Below are 23,208 nucleotides of genomic sequence, written 5' to 3'. Positions count from 1 at the left end.
AATAAACTAACCCTGTGAGTAAAATTACTTGGAGCATCCTAGAAGTAAATCGTAGCCTCTATCCATCTAAAAAGACTATATAAAGTCTGATGCAAAGTTTACTGATTACTCTATAAAAAAGCACCCACCACAAATGAATGAGGGGGGTGCTTTTTTATGTATTTAGTATAGCTTTTAATTAAAACTACTCACTTTCTCGTGGTAACTTTTATTACCAATACGTACTACAATAATCCACAACTTATTACTTTCTGGCAATTTTAGTTGGGTTAGTGCTGCATGTAGGTCTTGAATAATATGTTTCTTTCCGGCAAAGTCGTAAACCTCTACAAAACAGCCTCCTGTGTTATTATTAAATTGCTCAGTGTCAATATTTATGTAAGCATCACCATCAGCTGCATAAATAGTTGGTTTTTTTGCAATTACTGGTTCTTCTAAATCAGTACTACGTTGGGCAAAATGCAGAACAAAACGATCATCGCTTGTTCCCTCTTCCATTTCTATCTCAAGCTCAGGATTAATCCTAAGATCATAATACTCTCCCATTAACTTATCTTCAAGAGACATATCATATGTTGGTAAAAATGTATTTAAATTAGTTGCTTTAAAAACGTAGCTTTTACTCTCAGGAACGCTTATACCTAATGGTATACTTTGCTCATCAATTAAACTTGAAGCAATATTTATTACAACTTGTGTTGATGATTTTATTGCGTATACTTGAGGAAAGTCAGCATTAGAAACGAATCTCTTTTTTGAATCTCGTGAGGTTAATACTGTACTTCCATAAGGTCTGAATACAGCAATTAATTCATCGGCATAAACACCATCTCCAATTGTAAATCTAAAAACCTCTTCTCTTTCAATAGTTGATGTTGATTTTAAACTTCCTTCACCACCGGAGTTCGTTCCATGAATTTGTGCTGCTTCATTAATCTTAAAATTAGCAGTAGTATTTGCATTTAGCCAAAAACTTTGACCTGGAGCAATTTCATTTGATCCACCATTTGCACCGACACCTTCAGTAATATTATAAGTGGCAAAGCCTCTAACACTAGCTAAGTCAGTTCTAATCCAAACTGTTTGATCAATTTTATCATTATCAAAATCCCATGCTGATTCGCGATTAACATCTAAATATGATAAATAAGGGTTACCTATTAAATGCCAACCTTCTGATAAACTAGATGTTAATTCTCCATTATTGATACTTCCGGTAACTGCAACTTTTGTGTTTGCGTCTTTAAAATTAACGCTATACCCCTCTAACTTTGCATCTAATGTACCTGATGTGAGGTTATTCCATCCTTCTAAATAATTATAGATAATTACATCAACACCTGACGTTCCATAATCACTTACAGTAGCACCATTAATAGCTTGTCCTATATACCAATACCTACTTGCTTCCGCATAAGTCCATTCTGATTTAATATTGTGACTAACAATTCCTCCTATAATTACCGAAGTAGGTAAATCAGTTGTATTTTGAATAACCAACTGCTCTGAATCTGTACAATTTACACTTCCTAATACATCAACACGTGCTCCTGGTTGAATTGTTAAACTTGCGTCTTTTTGTATCTCTATGTCATTACAATACACATGCCCTAGGGCTGAAACAACAGGTTTATTTGTTGTGTTTACTATAGTAACATCTGAACCTGAATGCGGCACTTCAAAAGTACTCCAATTACCGGGTTCAAACCAATCTGTATCTACGTCTCCTGTCCATGAAAACGCAGGTGGTTCGGATTCGGAACCAAATGTTAAATAATGATGAACTTCTCCTGCTTTATACCCAAATTCTAAATAGTTTTGTAATTCGACAGTGCCTGAATTATTATCTCCTATCACATTACTAATAGGTAAAACATCCCATTCTTCACGTTTATTACCTGAGCTTGTATTGTCTGTCCAGTTTACTATTTGCACATCGCTTGCATCAACACCACTAAGAGCATCCCACCTGAGAGTCACTTTTGCAAGTGCATTTTCGTATGGAGCAGACAACTGCCAATATTCACTATTACTAACATACTCTACATCATCTGACTTAACAGTATTATCCTTTCCCTGACTATAGTATTGTGCATCCCAGTATCCTAAAGACCCTCCCTGTGGAAGCACTTTAATGTAACCATAACGATACCCATCACCTAACGGGTAAACAAAACTACTACCAGATACTATATATTTTCTTACTTTTCCTGAGACATACGAATTGTCGCTCCCTCCTGTAACAATATTGCTCGAATGAGAACTTAAAGTTAAGGCTAAACCATCTGCTATATTTAATATTCCATTTTTGAGCTTTAGGTTATTCTTTATTTCAACATTGCTATTGATATTTACCCCTTTTAGATTATCAATTTCAAAATTGTAGAATGCATTACTATCTGAAAACTCACTATCAATATTTTGAGTTGTACTTCCTACAAAAGAAGTTGTTCCTTGATTTGCAGTATAAACACCGCCACCTTGTAATGTTAAGTTTCCTGCAATATACAGCACCTCATTATATTCATTTACTAGGTTAGCACCCTCTATAAGCAAACTTCCACCAACAACAACATCACTATTGGGTAACCTACGCTTTCCACTACCCGATATTGTAACATTATTATAGACAGGCAATTCATTCATAATATCATAATCAGTAGAACCATAATATTCAATAGTTCCCCCTACAGCATCAATAAAAGCATCATAAACCCCTGCAGGTAAAGATCCACCATCAGAGATTTTTATAAGACCAGTTCCACTCACTGTACCTAAACGATGCCCGTAAGTTGATCCTACATCAATTATACCCATTGTGTTAATAATTGTACGATAAGCTACCTTACTTGGACTAGCAGGTAAGGTCAGTTCATGCTCTACATAAACAATTGCCCCAGACGGGCCTCCAGCTGGAATCATATCCCCAGGTGTACCTTTTACTCCTGTATCCGGATCATAAGTAGCCCAATTATTTTCATCATCCCATGAACCATCACTCGTGGTAATATAAGTAGCTAATTTATCAGGAATAGCATCAGGCTCGCCAGCTGTATAATCTCCATCTATCACCAAATCATCAGCACCTGTCCAACTATATTTTATTTGATCTGCTGCAATATCAATACTTCCATCTGACTTATTCCACTCATCAGAATTTAATAATATTTTAGCATTAATATACTTACTCTCATCACCCAATGCATCCGCATTCTCATATTGCATAACAACATCTGCTGATAACCCTGAAATTTGATCTGCATCTAAAGTCCAATTATATTGAAGAACCTTACTTGGATCTAAAACACTAACGTGAGCTTCGTTAGCTGCTTTTACTCGTATTGAGCCATCATTTACAGTATTACCGCTAACATCAAGAGTTATTGGTGTATACTTTCCAAAAGAACCTATTGGATAAACAAAATCTCCAACAAATGAGGATGAAAAGAATTTCTTGATACCTGCATCTGTAAAGGATAAGTTTGTTTGGATCATATTACCAGAACTAAAGCCTGTTAAACCATCACTTGCATCTACTATAATAGCCTCATCATTTATTTCGAGTAAGTTACGCCCAATATCAAAAATACCATTAGCCAACTTTAACTTTTTACCAATGGCAAAAGCCGATGATTGTGTAGGCAAATTAATACCTGCTGTATTGTTTATGGTTAATACATCAATGCTTCCCTGCCCTTGAATACCCTGTAATTCAGAACCTCCCATTACAAGACCATCACCAGATGTAGTTATAAACTGCCCGTTATTAACCACATCGCCTTTGGCTGTTATAATATTAGTATTGGTGTTGATTGAGCCATCCTCTAGTGTTAAGAAACGATTTACTTCTACTCCTGATAATTCTAAACTTAATTCACCAGTTCCGCCAATTTTAGTAAAATCATAAAATAGTGTAGATGCAGCAGATCCATTAATGGTTTGAGCGTCTGTACCTGTCATAAATACAGCACCAGTGCCCGGAGTAAAGGTTCCATCATTGGTAATATCTCCACCTACATATAAGTACAAATCGTTGGCATCGAAATTTGTTGTTGACCCAATATTTAAAGATTCAGTAACTGTAAGTGCATTAGTATAGAGTTTTACATGACTATTACTATTTCCTGCCAGAATTAGATTATTAATAGCCTGACTTGCATTTACCCCAAATTCTCCAGAAGCTCCAATAACAAAACCAGAACCAGTGGCCACATTAACAAGTTCAGGGTAATAGTACAAAGATGCCATACTACTACTTCCATTACTATTATTTATTAGAATAACGTCACTCTCGCCTTGAGAAAAAGAGCTCCCTTCTCCACTAATCTCAAATACTCCTCTTGATGACTCCATATTTGTGGCCTTTGTTCCAAGGAAAACCAATCCATCATTTTGAACATAAGTTAGTATTCCTTGATCAGTATTAACGGAACGTCGAATTTGATCGCCCACCTGAAGCATACTAGAGTTACTAATTTCGAGATAAGAGAGTCCTGAAGTAGTGTACTCTATAAAACTACTATTACTTCCTCCTGTACCATCAAAATTAGCCATACCTCCATTTAAGATCAAGGCACCGCTAAGTTGAATACCAGAATTACCTGAAGCATTTATTGTACCGCTACTAACTATTAATTTCGACTCTAAGGGAATATTGTAGTTATCTCCTCCTGTTGTAAGGTTGATATTAATTGCAGCATTATTTAAATGACATTCTCCTGATTTTATAATCAATGATTTAGAAGCATCATTGGTTGGGCCATTAACACTAAAATTTGATGTAAACTCTAGCTTTTCTGCAATAGGTTTATCAACATAAATACGATGAAACATAAGAGTTCCATCACCTTTTACCTCCGAAGAATTTACACCTTCAAATACTACATCTGTTTGGGTAAAATTAAAAACACCTGAGGTACCGGTATCAATGCCTCCATGAAGAGTTAACAGTTTACTATCTATATTACCTATAAATTCTCCATTACCTATAAACCTTATATCACCATAAACAGTCATATTATGATTATGAGCTTCGGGAAATTTTATACTTCCTGCATTTATTATAACATCACCAAAAACCTCCACTTCTCCATCATTCATGCCTTTTATATCGAATGCAGGACCGTTCACTGAGAAATCTCCTAGTACTACCAACTCGACCTGTTTACCATTTCCATGATCTATTTGTGTTGTACCTGTACCTGTAATCTCTAAATTAGGATAATATGGTATAATACTTTGATCTGGAAATACTTTGAGGTTATTATCGGTAGAGGTAAATTCAATCGTTGCTTCAGGATTATCACAAAACTCAGTATGATCGCCATTTATTGTGGTGTAAACTGCCCAATTACCATTCTTTTCATATATTAAATGACCAGAACCTTTAATTACTCCTATATCATGACCTGAAGTTCCATTTTTCACTTTTAACATTCCACTAATACTCACTTGTGAAGCATCTGCATCACTTTCAGTTATAGTTACTGTATCGCCTTCTCTAACAATAGCAATATCTGATGAACCTGGCTGACCACTTACTCCATCTTGGTCTATCCAGCTAGTAGTATGCCAATTATGCGAACCTGTACTAGTATATGTTTTAGCTCCAGCTATTGGTATTTGTCCGTTACCGTTATCCAAACCTGCTGTATACTCACTATTTATAAGTTTTTTATAAGAACCATAATTAGCAGTGGGATCAACAATAAGGGTTTCTTCATTTTTTCCATACTTTGCATCACCTAATTGCCATTCTAGATTTTCCATGTAGGCAGTACTCCAACCCTTAAGGTTCTTATTGGAAGTAAACTCTAGGCTAATAATATTATCTACTAGATTATCAAAGCCTTCTACCGTACTTTTCCAATAGTAGGCCATAACTTTTGATGGATCAGTTGTTGATGGATGTGGACTATTAACAGGTGTAATAGAGAAATAACCTGTTGTTTCAGGCGACTGTGCGGCAATGGTAGAAAGCGATACATAACAATAATCAGATGTAGATGTACCTAAATGATAAGTTACCAAATGACCTACCGAGGATCCAATGGTGCTTTTAATGGATAAACCTTTATCACTAGCATTACCGGCAGTATAAAAATATCGTTCGCTATTAGCATTGGTAATTACCCCATCAACTTTAAGTTGATAAGCGCCCATATTTACCTTAGCATTGCCTGAAGACGAAAAATTAAAATCATTAATCCTTACATCAGAAGCCAATACCATACCATTATTGGCATTATTTAGATGTATACGCCCAAAGTCATAATCCTTACCAAATTTACCTTTTATATTTTGCATTATCGACCCTACTAACTCTAAACCGCCGGTTCCGCTAGAGGTAAGCATCCCCTCTTGTATACATACACTATCTGTAACTGTAGGCCAAAAGTTAACCGGATCAAAAGAACCTCGTTGCAATTTAATAGTTCCATTAATCTCAATATTACTATTACCTCCCATAACTACAGAATAGAACTGATTGCTTGTAGGATGCTTTTCTTTATTAATATATAAACCATTCAGTTCTATGGTGCCACCTGTTGTATTGTTAATAGATCCATTTTGCGATCCATTAAACACCAATTTTCCGCTTTGATTATATGTACCTCCAATATTAAGAGCACCTCCAATAAAAACCTGATAGGAACCATCATCAAATATGCTATTTGTTTCAATAGTAAGGTCATTAAGAATTGTCAATGATGGGGGTTGCCAAGTTGTGCCAGTTAATCCGTCATAATCAACAATCACTGCTCTATTACCCCCTGTACCTTTAGTAATTTTAAGATTATACAAAGGGGCAGTAGTGTATATTTTACAATCTCCCCCAAAAGTTTCAACCTGAATGGTACCTCCTGTTACATTGTAATTCCCTTCAGCAGAAGCCACATAAAAACCTCCGTTATCCTGACCATTATCTTCTGCAAGAATAATTGTACCTCCACTCATTTCAAACACTGATGTAGATTCTCTAAGCTCAAAGAATGGGTGCAGGTGATCCTGCTCTACCTCAACATCGACATTAAACACACCTCCACTCTGTCGGTAGATAAAAGGCGCTCCATTGTCAATTTGAGCCAATTGAGGCGTATTAACCGCACCTCCCTCAATTACCAAAGCACCTGTGCTATTAACAGGCGTGTAATAAGAAATACCTGCCGAATATTGCGGACAGGTAAACGCACCTGATGATACTTTTAATTCACCATAAACAGATACTCCATTCCAGTTTTGTTGCCAATATTTCCCTTCTAATCCAGTAACAACATCTGCTCCATTAATCCATAATCTAGCAGTTTCCGGAATAGTAAATTCATTAGGTGAAGAACCATTCATATTCTCGCCTAAACGATCAATTTTTATATTATCACCTAATTGTAAAGTTCCGTTCTCTATAACCAAAGGTAACTTTTGCCAACCGCCAGAGCCATCTGTGTTATCTGAAGTAGATCCTGTGACTGGTCCATATAAAGTAAAGTTATTTGAATTGTTGGCACTAATTGTTAGTCCGTAAGTTTTATCTGTTCCTTTATTTACAAAAATACGATACAGGTTCGTTAGTCCATCACAAAGCATGGTATTATCGCTTGCTCCTAGGAACCTAACTTTCACGGCACTGGTATTAGGTTCTGCATATTGATCACCGTCGGTAAAATCAACAGTCCCTCTATTTATAAAATCACCATATAGTTCTAATGTATGAAAACCCGTTACTCCACCATCTGTAGACGATAGCAATTCAGCTCCCTCCTCTACAATTAAATCCTCACTAACAACAACGTTAACGGCCCCACTATCTCCACCAAGTATTACTTTTCCATTTTTAATAGTTAAGCTACCGTTAACCTTAAGTTCGTGGTTTATGGTCAATCGTCTATTATCTGTAAGATCGATAAAATCTACCTCTACATTAAAAAATTCTTCTTGCCAAGGCCAAGGATAGTTATTATTATAAACAACCGTTCCTTCCCCTTGCCCCTTGCTTACAAAATGAGTTCTGTCTCCAATAGGAAAATTATTTATTCCTAAAATAATTTTACCTCCACCCCTTATTGCCGAGAATGTTGATTGATCAGAACTCCTCAAATCTAAGCGACCGTCAACAGTAAGCACTCCGCAGATAACACTTAAATTGCGTAAAGGAGAATCATAGGGTGCAATACCATCTGGCATTGTTACTGTTTTACCCGAAAGAATAACTATGTTATCACTTGATAATTTAGGGTAGGTATTACTTGGGTTAACAAAAACCGCTCCAGCAGGATCTAAAGTCCAAATGGTAGGATCATCCCAATCACCACTAGCTAGTGAGTACCAGGTTTCTGCAAAAAGATTTACGCTTACTAGTAAGAAAATAGAAGTTAATATAATCCCTTTTATCTTACCTGAAAAATTAGGTTTAATCATTATTCTGTTTTTTTTTCAACACCATAAGCAATTTTTCAATTTGCTTATTTTATTTGTTACTGTAGGTAGTGTGAGCTTCTGCCTTTATACTTAATAACATCATAAAAGTTTCATCTATAACACACAAAAACATCTACTATTACCCTTGTATAAATCAGCTAAAAGCATATTTTTTTATAAACATTCAAAATAGTTACACTAACAAACCTATTAACTACACATAATAACTAAAAAAATAATTAACGTTATATTTGATTATAGTTAAAAGCCCCCACTTTCTTCACTTAAAACCTCATGCTATAAAATAATATTAAGCCTCTTTTGTTTAATTGATTCTTTAACTTTTATGTTAAAAATATTTAATAAACATTACCTTGTGAAACTTATTAGATCACAATAATTTAGCTATTAACTAATTAAACTCCAGTTCATCTTTTGCCTAGCTAGCTTAGTAAGTTGTTTGTTGAGAATTTGATTTTCGGGTTTTATTAAATCTGGGTCATTTTCTAAAATTACCTCCACCACATTGCGCGCATGCTGCATGAGTTGGGCATCGCGGGTTATATTGGCAATTTTTAGTTCAAAGGGAAGTCCACTTTGTTGGGTACCTTCTAGGTCACCCGGGCCACGTAGTTTCATATCTGCTTCAGCTATCTCGAAACCATCATTGGAATCCACCATAATGCGCATCCGTTTTTTAGTATCCTCGCCCATTTTATAGCCCGTCATTAATATGCAATAACTCTGCTCAGCACCTCTACCTACTCGTCCGCGTAACTGGTGTAACTGCGAAAGACCAAAACGCTCTGCACTTTCAATAATCATTACCGAAGCATTAGGTACGTTAACGCCCACCTCTATTACGGTAGTTGCCACTAATATTTGTGCTTTACCGCTAGCAAATTCTTGCATGGCAGCATCTTTCTCTGCGGGTTTCATGCGCCCATGAACCATAGTTGTTTTAAACTCAGGAAATGCACTTAGCATATACTCTAAACCCTCAGCAAGGTTTTTAAAGTCCATTTTCTCAGACTCTTCAATTAAAGGATAAACCACATAAACCTGACGACCTTTTGTAATTTCGCCTTTTATAAACTGATTTAAGTTATTTCGCTTATTATGAAAATAATGCTTCGTTTCAATAGGTTTACGCCCTGGTGGAAGCTCATCGATAACGGATACATCTAAATCGCCATAAACCGTCATGGCGAGTGTACGAGGAATTGGAGTTGCCGTCATCACTAACACGTGTGGTGGAATACTATTTTTACGCCATAACTTGGCGCGTTGCGCTACCCCAAAGCGGTGTTGCTCATCCACAATCACCATACCTAGGTTTTTAAATTGCACCACATCTTCAAGCAAGGCGTGTGTACCAATTAAAATTTGCAGCTCTCCGCTTAATAACTCTGCATGTATCTGTTCGCGCTCTTTCTTTTTGCTCGAACCGGTTAATAACTTCACGTTAATTGGCATCTCTTTTAGCATCTCCTGAATAGATTCCAGGTGTTGCGATGCCAATATTTCAGTAGGTGCCATTAAACAAGCCTGGAAATTATTATCCAAAGCGATAAGCATAACCATGAGTGCCACCATTGTTTTTCCGCTACCAACATCGCCCTGCAGCAGGCGATTCATTTGGTGACCTGTACCTACATCGTTTCTTATTTCACGAATTACTCTTTTTTGAGCACCTGTGAGTTCAAAGGGTAAATTATTAAAGAAAAACTGATTAAATATATCACCAACCTTTCCGAAAATATGTCCTTGTATATTTTTACTGCGCTGTGTTTTTTGTTTTAATATATTGAGTTGAATATAAAATAACTCTTCAAATTTTAAGCGAAATTGTGCCTGCTCCAACAACTTAGCATCAGTTGGGAAATGAACCGTACGAAGAGCACTATCTAAAATCATTAAATTATATTGCTTCACAATATAAGCTGGTAATGTTTCAGAAATGGCTCCCTTAAAAGATAGAAATATACCTTGCTGCATCTTCTGAATAGCTTTTGAATTCAAATAGCTATTCTTCATTTTTTCACTGGTATTGTAAAAGGCTTGTAAGGCCGATGCTATTTTAGGTTTGCTTTCATCCACCTTCTCCATCTCAGGGTGCACAATACTATATGTACCTTTAAAAGCAGAAGGTTTCCCAAAGATGATATACTCCGATTTGGCATCGAGTATTTTCTTCATCTTATCGATATACTTAAACCAAATCAATTCAAGCACTCCGGTTCCATCTGTAAATTTGGCCACCAAACGCTGCCCTTTTCCTGTACCAACTGTATTTAAAGAGGCGACTTTACCTTTTAGCTGAATATGCGATGCCGAATTGTCAATTTCTCTTATCAAATAAGTACGGCTTCTATCCACATACTTGTATGGAAAATGATACAACAAATCCTCGTAAGACTGAATTTTCAGTTCACGCTTTAGTACCTCTGCCCTTTTGGGTCCAACACCTGGCAGGTAAGTTATATCTAATGTGGATAAGTCGCTCACGCTTTAAAATTAATGATAAGTTATAAGTGTTAAGTTATAAACGCCTTCTTAAGTTATAAGTGTTAAATGATAAGTTATAAACGCTTACTTCATGTAAAGCAATTTATAACTTAGCACTTATAACTTTTTTAAATTTGCTTTTGATGTGATTATTATTTTGGTGATTAAACTAATTACTTCAGTTGCGTCTTTATTTATCGAATTGTACATATCCTCTGACAAATAGGAGGTTTCCTTCAATAAGTCGAGCCAATATTTAGTTTCATTAATTTCTTTTTGTGCTATTGCCATCTTATGAATAAAGTCTGCTTTCGATTCTGCAAACTCAGCCTCCCTAATCATAGCTCCAACACTTGTACCGCTTCTTAATATTTGTTTTGAAAGTATATATTCATTTTGCTCTTTAGTTAAGTACTTATACAACTTAACTATTCTAATTGCAAAACTAAAACTCTTATCCCTAACAATACTAGCTGCCATACATTTTTAAAATTAATGATAAGTTATAAGTGTTAAGTTATAAACGCCTAGATGATGTAAAGCAATTTATAACTTAACACTTATCATTTATAACTTCATTACAGTGAAACTGTAATAGAGCCACTCGCCTTTTTAGCGATGGCACGCGCTTCTTCTACTGAGTTTGCACGGGCTAAACAAACGCCCATGCGGCGCTCTCCGTCAACTTCTGGTTTACCGAATAATCGCACCTGCGTGTTTTCTTGAGTTAAGGCAGAATCTAATCCTGAAAAAGTAACCTGATTAGAAGTTCCTTTTACCATGATAACACTACTTGCCGATGGACCGTGAAATGCAATATTTGGAACTGGCAATCCTAAAATAGCCCTTACGTGTAATGCAAACTCACTAAGATCTTGAGATATCATAGTTACCATTCCCGTATCGTGCGGACGCGGAGATAGTTCACTAAAATATACCTTATCGCCTTTAATGAAGAATTCTACGCCAAACAAACCCCATCCGCCTAAAGCGCGTACTACTTTCTCTGCAATTGTTTTGGCTTCGGCCAATGCTACGTCTGTCATTACTTGTGGCTGCCACGATTCTTGATAATCGCCGCCTTCTTGCCTGTGCCCAATAGGCTCGCAAAACGAAATCCCATCAACATGGCTAATGGTTAAAAGCGTTATTTCATAATCAAAATCAACAAAACCCTCAATAATTACTCTATCGCTATTTCCTCTTCCTCCTTCAATGGCGTAAGTCCAAGCATAATCAAGATCGGCATCACTTTTCGCAACACTCTGCCCCTTACCCGACGAGCTCATTATAGGCTTAATCACACAAGGATATCCTATTTCAGCAACCGCCTGATTAAACTCCTCACGACTACCTGCAAAACGATAAGGCGAAGTAGACAAGCCTAACTCCTCAGCTGCTAAAGTTCTAATTCCCTCACGGTTCATGGTTAACTTAGTAGCATTAGCAGTAGGTATTACATTAAAACCCTCATCTTCCAATTCTAATAATGTATCTGTTGCAATAGCCTCAACTTCAGGAATAATAAAATCAGGCTTCTCAGCTCTGATAATTTCAGCCAATCGTTCTCCATCAAGCATCGAAGCCTCGTAAGAACGGTGTGCCACCTGCATTGCCGGAGCATTTTTATATTTATCAACCGCTATCACTTCAACGCCATAACGCTGTAATTCAATCGCTACTTCTTTCCCTAGCTCCCCTGAGCCCAATAAAACGGCTTTTTTACTTACCGCCGATAAAGGTGTTCCTATTACAGTCATCTTAATTATTTTAATTGGGTATAATTTCTGCAAAAATAAGTTATAATTATGGTTTTGCAATAGAAGCTCCTAATTTACACACTCAAAGCAAAAAGTCTTTCTTCTCTTCTCTTTTGTCTAAATTTTTGAGGGCAGTTAAAGTGGCTATCCGTTATAGCAAGCACAATGCTTAGCTCTTTTTATATAGTCGGTGCGTGGGCTTCCTGAGGTCGCCTACGCCCTCCTTATAAAAAGGCCAAGCAATGCACTTACTGCCATTTCTATCCACACTGCGTCGGCAAAATTAAGAAGAGAGGCATACGAAATAAATTACTGCCAACCCGCACCGCTGACAGAAACGGCAGCCCTTTGGTATTTTGCCATAGTGGCGCTTGTTAAGCGGATGCGACAGGGGAGCACACGCATTAACTAGTAACACTTAGGCAAAATAATAAAGGCTATAGTGGATGGCGGCTTAAGGTGCCCACAAAACTATTTAGTTCTTATACTTACATTGGTATACAATTGATATTTGTGCCGAATGACTATCTTTGACAAAATTTTAGATGAATGAATAATAACGACATATTAAAAAACCTTAGGTTCACACTAAACCTGAGAGATGAACATACTGTTGAGTTACTTAAATCGGCTGGTATTGAAGTGCCTTTAGAGGAAGTGAAAGCTTGGTTTTTGAGTGATGAAGACGAAAAATATAAATCGCTATACGATATAAAATTATCAGCCTTTTTAAATGGTGTTATCATTATGAAACGAGGCAAGCAAGATGACAAGCCTGTTATTAACGAAAAAAAGCTGAACAACAACATCATACTTCGAAAGCTAAAAATTGCTTTTAACTTGAAGGATACGGATATGTTGGAAATTCTGAAGGTGGCTGATTTTGAGATTAGCAAACACGAGCTAAGTGCTTTTTTCAGAAAGCCAGGTCAGGGACAATACAGAACGTGTAAAGACCAGATTTTACGACGCTTTTTATTTGGTCTTCAAAAATGGTTGAGCTTTAACAGACCTGCTCCTAAAAAATAAAACATATGCATAAACTTGGCAAAGTTGGTTTAGCCCTCGGTGGCGGAGGTGCAAAGGGATTGGCTCATATTGGCGTATTACAAGCCATTGAAGAGTTTAAAATTCCGATTGATATTGTATCTGGCACTAGCATGGGCTCAATAATTGGGGTGCTATATTGTGCTGGCTTTTCGCCAAGGGAAATGCTACAAATTCTTCATGATGAGAAGGTGTGGAATTGGTTTAAAATAGATTTATTTAAAGGTGGTTTTGTAAACCTAAATACTGTAGAAAAGAATTTATTTAAACACATTAAGCACAACGAGTTTGAGAAACTAAAAACGCCGCTTATGATTGCGGTTAGCAACCTACACTCGGGCAAAGCTAAAGTGATAAGCGAGGGAAACCAACTTTTAAAATGGGTTATTGCAAGCAGCAGTGTACCTGTTATTTTTACGCCTGTTGAAATAAATAATGCCCACTATTCTGATGGTGGCATTTTTATGAATTTACCCTCTAACCCTTTGGTTTTAAATTGCGATACGGTTATAGGTTCAAATGTTGTTGCCGATTCTAAGATTGATGAAATATCGAACCCCAAAGATGTTGCCGAGCGTGTTTTTAACTTATCCATCATTCAAAACCTCAGAATTAGTAAAACCTACTGCGACTATTTTATTGAGCCTCCAACCTTAGTTGATTATTCAATGTGGGATTTTAATAAAATGGACGAAATAGTTCAGCTTGGCTACTATGCTGCAAAAAAAATAATTAAGAAAAAGATACTTCCCGACCTCGAATAAATTATTTACAGTGAATAGATACAAACTAAAAGCTTACGTAAAACATAAACGAAGAGCCAAATACCGAAAAGGGCACAGAATACATCCGCCTTTTGCATTTAATTTAGTTCGCAACATTTTCTTCGAAAAGCATCCTTACTATCATTTTGATGAGATTAGTGAGGTACGTAAAGCTTTGTTAAGAAATAAAGAAACCATAGAGGTAAGCGACTTTGGTGCCGGCTCAAAAGTTTTTAAATCGAATAACAGACAGATTGCCAAGATTGCTAAATACAACACAACTCCTCAAAAACAAGGCGAGTTAATTTCGAGGTTGGTATGCCACCTCAAACCTAATAATATAGTGGAGCTTGGCACCTCGCTAGGAGTAGGCACCTTATATTTAGCGAAACCAAATTCAAAAGCAAACATACACACCATTGAGGGCTGCCCAGCTATTGCTAAAGCAGCTCAGAATACTTTTGCACAATCGAAGGTTAAAAATATAACACAACATATTGGCAGTTTTAAAGAGAAATTACCCAAAGTATTAAACAAGCTTGATAAAGTAGACTTGGTTTATTTTGATGGCCATCATAATTATGAAGCCACACTAAATTACTTCCAAATGTGTTTGCCACACGCAAACGAATCAGCACTATTTATTTTTGATGATATCAACTGGTCGAAAGAAATGACCAAAGCATGGAATGAAATAATAGCTCATAACGAAGTTTCTGTGTCTTTTGATTTATTCCGTTTCGGACTGGCTTTTATTAACATGAATGTTCGCAAGCAACACTATAAAGTATCTTGGCCATAAAGGATACAGTTATGATAAAAAACTCGATCAAAACATTAACTTTACACATCTAACAATTACATTTATGAGCAAGCCCGTTATAGAAATTAAAGACATTATAAAACATTACGAAGTTGGAACACAAGTTGTAAAGGCGCTGAGAGGCGTTACTGTTCAAATCAACAAAGGAGAGTATGTAGCTATAATGGGTCCTTCAGGTTCTGGTAAGAGTACCCTCATGAATGTAATAGGGGCTTTAGATACTCCTTCTGGCGGGCAATATATTTTAAACGGAACAGATGTTAGTCACCTAACAGATGAAAAGCTTGCCGAAATTAGAAATAAAGAAATTGGCTTTGTTTTTCAAACCTTTAATCTACTTCCCCGCTACACAGCTCAAGAAAATGTAATGCTCCCCCTTATTTATGCAGGAGTTTCAAAACCCGATAGAATTGAACGTGCTAGTCAGGTTATTAACAAAGTAGGACTGCAAGAACGCGCCTCACATAAACCCAACGAAATGTCGGGTGGACAGCGCCAACGTGTCGCTGTTGCGCGTGCATTGGTAAATAACCCATCCATAATTTTGGCCGATGAGCCAACCGGAAACCTTGATACCAAAACTTCTGTAGATATTATGCGCTTATTTGGCGATATTCATGCATCAGGAAACACCATAATATTAGTTACTCACGAAGAAGATATTGCTCAACATGCCCACCGCATAATCAGGCTTAGAGATGGCGTGGTTGAAAGCGATATAGTTAACAAAGAGGTTGTTGTATTGCAATAGTCAATATGCTTTAAGTAATAATCCGAACTTGTACTGCTTTTCCAAATTTCTAGTTAGTAAAGCTAATAAATCAATTAGCCATTATGATAAACTTTTTATAATGTTTAGTGTTTGATGGATAGAAACAAACAGTAAAACAATGAGTAAAAGTTTAGTATATACAAAAACAGGAGATAAAGGTAAAACGAGTTTAATTGGTGGAACAAGGGTTCCTAAAAACCACTACAGGCTCGAAGCATATGGAACGGTTGATGAGCTGAATACCTTTATTGGGATGATTAGGTCATATGAACTTGATGAAGTTACCGACAAACAAATTATCGATATCCAACACAAGCTCTTTTATATTGGGGCCTTTCTTGCAACTGATTCAAACGTTACTGATTTACGAGAAAAAATAAAGTATGACGAGGCAGTAATTGAAAAGCTTGAAAGCGAAATGGATCGTATGGAAAGCGAGCTTCCTCCTATGAAGTATTTTGTGCTACCAGGCGGTCATCCTGCAGTTAGTTATTGTCATATTTCTCGTACCATTTGCCGACGAACCGAAAGAAGAATATTAAGCATGATGGAAGAGAGTGAAATTCACCCTTGGGTGATCAGATATGTTAACAGATTATCTGATTACTTATTTGTTTTATCTCGATATTTATCAAAATATTACAATATAAATGAAATTCCATGGGTTCCAGAGTTGTAAGTTTTTACTTTTTTTCTATATTCGCAGAAAATACAAATAATAATTACATAATAATAAACTATAAAAATTTCAGGGTATGTATTGGACACTAGAACTAGCATCGAAATTAGAGGATGCACCCTGGCCTGCTACAAAGGACGAATTGATTGATTTTGGCATTCGCTCTGGAGCTCCATTAGAAGTCATTGAGAATCTTCAAGAAATAGAAGATGAGGGAGATGTTTATGAGAGTATCGAAGATATCTGGCCAGACTATCCAAGTAAAGATGATTTTTTCTTTAACGAGGATGAGTATTAAACTCAAAAAAACTACAAAGGAGGCAAATGCCTCCTTTTTTTATGTTGTAAATCGTAATTACCTAGCTATTCCTTAAAGTCATCGTAGGTATTATCGAGGTTATACTCTGTCCTATCCTCTCCTCTATCAAATTTGGGCAGTTCCTCCCAAGTAAAAATATCAGTATATACCTTAGGCCTAAAAACATCGAGCCAATAAAAGCCCACTAACTTTGTATTTTCTGGCACAACCAATTGCGTTGGATTCATAGTACCATTTGGAGAAACACGCATTATAATACGCTCTAATTGGCGCTCCTTTAGCTTTATGGTCATATTACTACATTCTGCCTTATTTAAGCCAATAACCACTTCATCATCCATCGGATAATATATGGTTTGAGCGTTACCATTCACATCAATTTTATAAAGCTCATTGTTCTTTACAAAACCGGTCATTTCTTTACCCTTAATCTGATTGTAAGAACCAGTATCTTCCTCGGAAATAATAAAAGCTCGATTTAATAAATCAACCCTATCCATTACTCCATCCTTACTGTACATTTTAATTACATCAGCAGTCAGTTGATTACCCAATGACCACATTATAGGGTCGTAATAAAAAGTATTGGTAGAATCTCTGGAATCAAATACCATGGAGTCGCATCTACCTTGTATATCACGCCTAAAATACTTTACGTGTCTGTATGCTTTTATAAGCTTCTCACCTTCCTCCTCTTCAATAGGGACCGCTTGAAGCGTATCGCCATGCAAATACAGAGTGTCTAACTCATAAATCTGTATCATTAAGGCATCTTCGGTAGCTAAGGCGTATTTGGTTTGCTCGTTATAGTAACCGTACTCGCCTTTTATTATGGTATTATTAATAGTATCGTGTAATTCCATACTATTAAAAACTTCCCCTAAACCAGTATTACGATTGTAGTAGATTGTATCGCCATAAAGGGTCTGTTCGCCTTCAACGTAAGCATTTTCTCTAAGCACTCCAAAATCTTTTGCTGTATCATAATAACCATCCTCAGCATAAATTGTATTGCTATCACTAACAATAAAGGTTGGCCCTTCAATACGAGCTATTTCGGTAATTGTGTTGTATTTTAAAGTATCAGAAAACATAGTGTATTTAGGATTCACCACTTCAACACTATCTTTATAAAATACATCTTCGGTATCGGGATAGTAATAGCCTTCTTTACTAGTTAAAACAGTTTCTTTGTTAACCGTTTTTCCATCATTAAAATAATAGGCTATATTATTTATTCTATCAAAATCGAGAAACTCTGTAGTTAATGTTGTCTCTTTATTTTGCAATCTAACATCACCTCGCACTTTTGCTAAACTAGTTTGTCCATCATAATCTAACGTATTTCCCCACAAATTTAAGGTGTCATTTTGGATAATATGAACATTACCTATTGCGTATATTCTATTGGCATTTTCGTATTGATAAGCGGTATCACAATACATTAAAGCACTACCGTGTTTAAACTCAACATTACCTATTAAAACACGAACATCAGCACCGAATTTCACTTCATTATGACGTAAAAAATCAGCATGTTTAATATCTACTTTCTTTTGAGCTACAACATTAGTCGCAATAACAGTAAAAAGAATCAGTAGGAATAACACCTTGTTTTTGATTCCGCTACCATTTACACAATCACTCTTCATTATTGAAGTATTACTTTAATAGAAAAAAAGCCCTCGCTTAAGACAAGGTTTTTATTTAATCCAGTTTTTAAAGTCGAAGCTGCAGCCAGCCCAATCTTCGTTGATGGTAATATAGGTTTCGAGCTGTTTTTGTCTTACCCAATCATCAATGGCATCACTACGTCTTTTCTCTGTCATAATGTTTTGTACCAATTGATAATCGTCTTTAAGATTGGCTCTATGTGGCTCTATTTTTTCTTTCTGTTTAATAATCACGTAAACATCTTTCGCCTTTTCATCCTTAATTTTAAAAGGTTCAGATACTTCTCCTTCTTTTAATCGTTGCAATTGTTTTGCCAAAGAAGGATCTTGAATAGCTGATAACTCAAAACTTGAAGATTGCGTTCGCATATTTACCATTAATCCACTATTGTTTCGTGTTTCTTTATCCATACTAAAACGCAATGCAGCCTCATCAAAAGACATTTTTTCATCGTCAATTAACCCCTTAATAGAATCTAAACGGGCAATTGCATCGTTATTGGATTGAGATGAAATTTTTGGCTTAAGAAGAATATGACGAACATGAATACGCTCCCCTTTTCTATCGACTAACTGGATGATATGGTAACCAAACTCAGTTTCAACTACCTTAGAAACCTTATCCTTTTCTTGTAAGTTAAATGCTACGTTGGCAAACTCGGGTACAAAAGTACCACGTGTACTCCAACCTAAGTCTCCACCTGTTGTGGCACTACCTGGATCTTCAGAATACAATACTGCTAAAGTTGAAAAATCTCTACCATCAGCAACTTGCTTTTGGAAATCGCGCAGTTTATTTTTTACAGCGTCAATTTCTTTTTGCTCAATTTTAGGATAAGCAGCGATTTTCTGAATTTGGTATTGAACAGGAACCATAGGCAAACTATCCTGATTTGTTTTACGATAGTAAGCACGTACTTGTGATGGTGTAGGTTCAATATTCTCAGTAATATTTCGCTGCATAGATTCCGTCATGATTTGCTCACGAACGGTTTTCATTTGCTCCTTTTTAATTTGTAATACCGATTTATTAAACCACTCTTCAAGCTTTTCTTTACCTCCGGCTCTGTTGATAAACTCATTCATACGTCTATCAACTTCATTAATTACATTATTCTCACTCACCTCAACACTATCCAATATCGCTTGGTTCAACATCAACTTTTGAATCAATTGTTGTTCAAAAAGCTTACATTTTAAGTCTCCCTTAGCAGACATACCTTGCATAACAGCTTGTTGATATTGATATTCGACATCAGATTTAAGAATGGCATTATCTCCAACAACGGCTATTACTTCGTCAATAATGTTTTTTTGGGCTTCAGCAGTAGTTCCTGCTATAAGAAAAGTAAGAACTACTATGAAAATATGTTTTGTTTTTAGCATCAGTATAATAAATTAAATCCAAGAGGTTTCCTTGTAATAAAGGCACAAATATAAGTAATATTAAATTAGTCGCTAATATTTAGTAAAGTTAAAAACTAGTTAAACTTTAAATGTAGAGGCAATATCTGAAGTATCATAAAAACATTCTTTTAAGCTTTTACAGAAACTTATTCATAGAACTTTATTTGTTTTTGCTCTAGGCCTTCTTCATAGAGTTCTTCTTCGAGATTTTGTATAAACTTAATTCTATTTTTATTTAATAAAATAGATTCAATCCTACCCTTCACAAATTCAACTGGTGCTAGCTCATTCTTGAGTTTATACTCGTTAATATAAAGGTAATAAACGTAGATAGAATCTTGAGTTTCGAATAATTCATTCTTTTTAAAGAAGCGAGAATCATTAGGTACAGGCTCTGGCATCAAAGCATTAAACTTTGTTGTCTCGGTCCATTTATCAGCAAAATTCTCAAATTTATTTGCGTTTTGATAACAGTAAGCTTCTAGCTCTTTCACATCCTCCTCTTTATCAGACTTAAATAGTGCTTTTACGGTATTCAAGTTAGGCGCCGTTAGCGGAACTTTTATAAACATACCTTTCACAATGGTTTGCTGTAGGGCAAAATTATCCTTCATATCCTCATAGTAGGCTTCAATTTCACTATTGGTAATATCAGGTGCATACTTTTGCTCAAGGAGTTTCTGCTGATATTTATGCACTAAAAGCGAGGCTCTATAATCTTCTAGTAATTGCGCCACATCTTTTTCTTTAGCCGATAAGTTTAACTCCGCTTTACGAAGAAGCAGCATTCTTTTCACCCACCTGGCAATATAATTTTGTGCAAAAGATGTACTATCTGCAACTGATAAGTTCTCAGGGATTGCACTCGACAATTCTTTTACTGTTAAAATGTAACTCTCAACTTGAGCTACAGGTTGTAGATTCTCAGTATCACTTTCTTGAATACAAGAAAACATGAACAATGAAAGTGTGATATAAATACTAACGATTAATAACTTCATTATGTGTTGTTGAATATAATATGCATGCAAATAATTATTTGCATTTAGTATGAGCCAAAAGCCTTATTATTATAAGGCTTTTTTATTTACAATAGGATTTAATTTCTCTTTTAGCACACTAAGCCATTGTGCCTCTAATTCTGTTTGATAATCTGCAATAACCTGGCCTTTTGTTTCATCAAGAGCTTTGTAAACTTTAGGAATTGTTTTCCCACGTGCAAAGCTATAAGGAAATTCTTTATCTACATTGCCTTCCGATTTTTTATCTTTCCAAATTTGAGCATCTACTGTTTTAAAGTCGCCACGAGAAAAGGTTCCCTTCACCAATTTAATTTTATTGGGCTCAGGCATTGTTGACTTTATGGAATCAAAATCAGATAAAATAGTGGATTTTGCTATTTTACTAAATGCTTTTTGATCCTTCTTTGACTTAAAAAATGCAATCTCACCTTGTATTTGTTCTGGCTCGTAATAGCTTTTAGAGTTGGCATTAAAATAGTTCTGTATTCCTATAGAATCTTCGTTAGCCTTATTCCAAATTTCAGCTTGACTAATCTCAAAAATCAATAAACCATCATGATACTCATCAACCAAGAAGCGGTATTCTGGATACTTTTCTTCTAAATGTGCTTCCTCATAACTCAAGATTTTTTCATCGGCAAAAGCCTCAAACATTGCATCAAATTCTTTTATTCTTTTGGCTTTGGTATAAGTTCTATTATCAATAATAAATTTTGCTAAATCAGCTCCTGTATAGCTTGAATCAGCCAAAGTAAATAAAACAGCATCTTCACTATTCAATAGTTCAACGTAATCCTCGTTGGATAAATCAGTACTAGTACCCTTATCTTTAACCAAGCTCATATTAGCCCCATTTTCGCTATACGAATATTCCTTCTTCAATCGAGCAACTAAAGATTTAGTGCCTTTATTGGCTCTTTCATCACGTTTAATTTTCCCTTTTATTTCCTCTTCCATCTCTTCGAAAGAAGCAATAGAGCGCTTGTCTAATAACTTTATGATATGAAAACCATATGGCGATTCAACTACTGCTGAAATATTATTTACACTATCTAACTCAAATGCAGGCTCGCTATATTCTGGAATCATTTTACCTGCACCAAACCATGGTAACTCACCGTTGTTTGTGGCACTGCGTCTGTCTTCTGAATAAGAAGTGGCCAAAGCACCAAAATCATCCCCTTTAAGGACTAACTGATAAACAGAGTCAATTTTAGCTTTTTTCTCTGCTTTAATTTCTGAAGTTGCATTTTGAGGAAACATCATCATAATATGGGCTGTTAATAACTCTCCTCTATCCTCTCGCTTATCATTTACTTTTATCAAATGGTAACCAAAAGATGTACGTGTAATCTCAGATAGTTGCCCTACTTCAGTGTTATATGCCGCATGCTCAAACGGATAAACCATCATGAAACCTTTAAAATATCCTAGATGACCTTTGTTTTGTTTTGCCGATGGATCTTCAGAATATTTCTGAGCCAATACTCCGAAGTCTGCTCCTTCTTCAGCTTGTTTTTTGATACCCATTAACTTTTCATAAACTTTTAAGGTATCTTCGGGCGAAGCATTTTCATCTAACCTTAAGAGTATATGACTCGCATCAACTTCAACTTTTAAATGTTCATAAGCTTCTTTCAGCAACTGATCAGTTATTGCCTGATCGGTTAAATATGGCTTAGCAAGTTCTTTTTTATAATAATTAAACTCTTTAACAAAAGCAGGAACGGTATCTAAACCTTGAGCCTCAGCTTCAGCAACCTTTAATTTATAGTTTACAAAAAGATCTATATATTCCTTTTTTGATTGCTTTGTTTCAGAAAAGCTGTTGTTTTTATCGTAAATGAAATTAAACTCTTCCGAAGAGAATTCTTTATCTCCAATTGTCAATAGTGTAGAACTGTTTTGTGCTTGTGCACCAAAAGTCACTAATAATCCTAAAGCAACAGTTTGTATCGTTTTTCTTATCATGTTAAAGATTCAATTAATGTGAAGTTTTTTTAAAAACGGTGCTAAGAA

General features: G+C 35.8%; 14 protein-coding genes. 6 read left to right on the top strand and 8 right to left on the bottom strand.

Annotated elements, in window-relative coordinates:
• Positions 1-174 precede the first annotated feature (174 nt).
• The 4 genes from A8B35_RS00395 to purT form a co-directional block, all read right to left on the bottom strand.
• Complete coding sequence (locus A8B35_RS00395; RefSeq protein ID WP_075601613.1) at positions 175-8,415, bottom strand: hypothetical protein; 8,241 nt, start codon at positions 8,413-8,415, stop codon at positions 175-177.
• A gap of 408 nt (positions 8,416-8,823) precedes the next feature.
• Positions 8,824-10,923, bottom strand: a complete 2,100-nt coding sequence (gene recG, locus A8B35_RS00390; RefSeq protein WP_075601612.1) for an ATP-dependent DNA helicase RecG — start codon at positions 10,921-10,923, stop codon at positions 8,824-8,826.
• Positions 10,924-11,040: 117 nt separating this feature from the next.
• On the bottom strand, positions 11,041-11,403 hold the full coding sequence (locus A8B35_RS00385) for a four helix bundle protein (protein ID WP_075601611.1): 363 nt from the start codon (positions 11,401-11,403) through the stop codon (positions 11,041-11,043).
• Positions 11,404-11,501: 98 nt separating this feature from the next.
• Positions 11,502-12,683, bottom strand: coding sequence for a formate-dependent phosphoribosylglycinamide formyltransferase (purT, locus tag A8B35_RS00380; RefSeq protein ID WP_075601610.1), 1,182 nt, complete (start codon positions 12,681-12,683; stop codon positions 11,502-11,504).
• Between the two features lie 549 nt (positions 12,684-13,232).
• Here purT and A8B35_RS00375 point away from each other — a divergent pair.
• The 6 genes from A8B35_RS00375 (at position 13,233) to A8B35_RS00350 (ending at position 17,066) form a co-directional block, all read left to right on the top strand.
• Positions 13,233-13,712 (top strand): YehS family protein, encoded by a 480-nt coding sequence (locus tag A8B35_RS00375; protein ID WP_075601609.1) that lies wholly within the window; start codon positions 13,233-13,235, stop codon positions 13,710-13,712.
• A 5-nt stretch (positions 13,713-13,717) separates the two neighbouring features.
• Positions 13,718-14,494 carry a patatin-like phospholipase family protein gene (locus A8B35_RS00370; protein ID WP_075601608.1) on the top strand — a complete coding sequence of 259 codons (777 nt, stop codon included), beginning with the start codon at positions 13,718-13,720 and terminating at the stop codon, positions 14,492-14,494.
• Between the two features lie 10 nt (positions 14,495-14,504).
• The gene (locus A8B35_RS00365; RefSeq protein WP_075601607.1) at positions 14,505-15,296 is read left to right on the top strand and encodes an O-methyltransferase; all 792 of its coding nucleotides are present in this window, start codon (positions 14,505-14,507) and stop codon (positions 15,294-15,296) included.
• A gap of 64 nt (positions 15,297-15,360) precedes the next feature.
• Positions 15,361-16,068: an ABC transporter ATP-binding protein gene (locus A8B35_RS00360; protein WP_075601606.1), complete on the top strand. Its 708-nt coding sequence runs from the start codon at positions 15,361-15,363 to the stop codon at positions 16,066-16,068.
• Between the two features lie 139 nt (positions 16,069-16,207).
• The gene (locus A8B35_RS00355) at positions 16,208-16,768 is read left to right on the top strand and encodes a cob(I)yrinic acid a,c-diamide adenosyltransferase (RefSeq protein ID WP_075601605.1); all 561 of its coding nucleotides are present in this window, start codon (positions 16,208-16,210) and stop codon (positions 16,766-16,768) included.
• Between the two features lie 76 nt (positions 16,769-16,844).
• Positions 16,845-17,066, top strand: coding sequence for a DUF2795 domain-containing protein (locus tag A8B35_RS00350; RefSeq protein WP_075601604.1), 222 nt, complete (start codon positions 16,845-16,847; stop codon positions 17,064-17,066).
• A gap of 65 nt (positions 17,067-17,131) precedes the next feature.
• Here the strand turns inward: A8B35_RS00350 and A8B35_RS00345 are convergent, their stop codons facing one another.
• From A8B35_RS00345 to A8B35_RS00330, 4 genes are all read right to left on the bottom strand, one after another.
• Positions 17,132-18,739, bottom strand: coding sequence for an OstA-like protein (locus A8B35_RS00345; RefSeq protein WP_075601603.1), 1,608 nt, complete (start codon positions 18,737-18,739; stop codon positions 17,132-17,134).
• Between the two features lie 51 nt (positions 18,740-18,790).
• Positions 18,791-20,146, bottom strand: a complete 1,356-nt coding sequence (locus tag A8B35_RS00340) for a peptidylprolyl isomerase (protein WP_083634250.1) — start codon at positions 20,144-20,146, stop codon at positions 18,791-18,793.
• A gap of 167 nt (positions 20,147-20,313) precedes the next feature.
• The gene (locus tag A8B35_RS00335; RefSeq protein ID WP_075601602.1) at positions 20,314-21,168 is read right to left on the bottom strand and encodes a hypothetical protein; all 855 of its coding nucleotides are present in this window, start codon (positions 21,166-21,168) and stop codon (positions 20,314-20,316) included.
• A 69-nt stretch (positions 21,169-21,237) separates the two neighbouring features.
• Positions 21,238-23,160: a peptidylprolyl isomerase gene (locus tag A8B35_RS00330; protein WP_075601601.1), complete on the bottom strand. Its 1,923-nt coding sequence runs from the start codon at positions 23,158-23,160 to the stop codon at positions 21,238-21,240.
• Positions 23,161-23,208 lie beyond the last annotated feature (48 nt).

Source organism: Saccharicrinis aurantiacus (assembly GCF_001660705.2).
Taxonomy (GTDB): Bacteria; Bacteroidota; Bacteroidia; order Bacteroidales; family Marinilabiliaceae; genus Saccharicrinis; species Saccharicrinis aurantiacus.
Note: the sequence above shows the minus strand (reverse complement) of the source record. Positions and strands in the feature narration are given on the sequence as shown.

Excerpts from the sequence above, each read along its gene's own strand:
- A8B35_RS00385 (WP_075601611.1), bottom strand. The coding sequence starts at position 11,403 with ATGGCAGCTAGTATTGTTAGGGATAAGAGTTTTAGTTTTGCAATTAGA.
- A8B35_RS00330 (WP_075601601.1), bottom strand. The coding sequence starts at position 23,160 with ATGATAAGAAAAACGATACAAACTGTTGCTTTAGGATTATTAGTGACT.
- A8B35_RS00345 (WP_075601603.1), bottom strand. The coding sequence starts at position 18,739 with ATGAAGAGTGATTGTGTAAATGGTAGCGGAATCAAAAACAAGGTGTTA.
- A8B35_RS00370 (WP_075601608.1), top strand. The coding sequence starts at position 13,718 with ATGCATAAACTTGGCAAAGTTGGTTTAGCCCTCGGTGGCGGAGGTGCA.
- A8B35_RS00375 (WP_075601609.1), top strand. The coding sequence starts at position 13,233 with ATGAATAATAACGACATATTAAAAAACCTTAGGTTCACACTAAACCTG.
- A8B35_RS00395 (WP_075601613.1), bottom strand. The coding sequence starts at position 8,415 with ATGATTAAACCTAATTTTTCAGGTAAGATAAAAGGGATTATATTAACT.
- A8B35_RS00360 (WP_075601606.1), top strand. The coding sequence starts at position 15,361 with ATGAGCAAGCCCGTTATAGAAATTAAAGACATTATAAAACATTACGAA.
- purT (WP_075601610.1), bottom strand. The coding sequence starts at position 12,683 with ATGACTGTAATAGGAACACCTTTATCGGCGGTAAGTAAAAAAGCCGTT.
- A8B35_RS00355 (WP_075601605.1), top strand. The coding sequence starts at position 16,208 with ATGAGTAAAAGTTTAGTATATACAAAAACAGGAGATAAAGGTAAAACG.
- A8B35_RS00340 (WP_083634250.1), bottom strand. The coding sequence starts at position 20,146 with ATGCTAAAAACAAAACATATTTTCATAGTAGTTCTTACTTTTCTTATA.
- A8B35_RS00335 (WP_075601602.1), bottom strand. The coding sequence starts at position 21,168 with ATGAAGTTATTAATCGTTAGTATTTATATCACACTTTCATTGTTCATG.
- A8B35_RS00350 (WP_075601604.1), top strand. The coding sequence starts at position 16,845 with ATGTATTGGACACTAGAACTAGCATCGAAATTAGAGGATGCACCCTGG.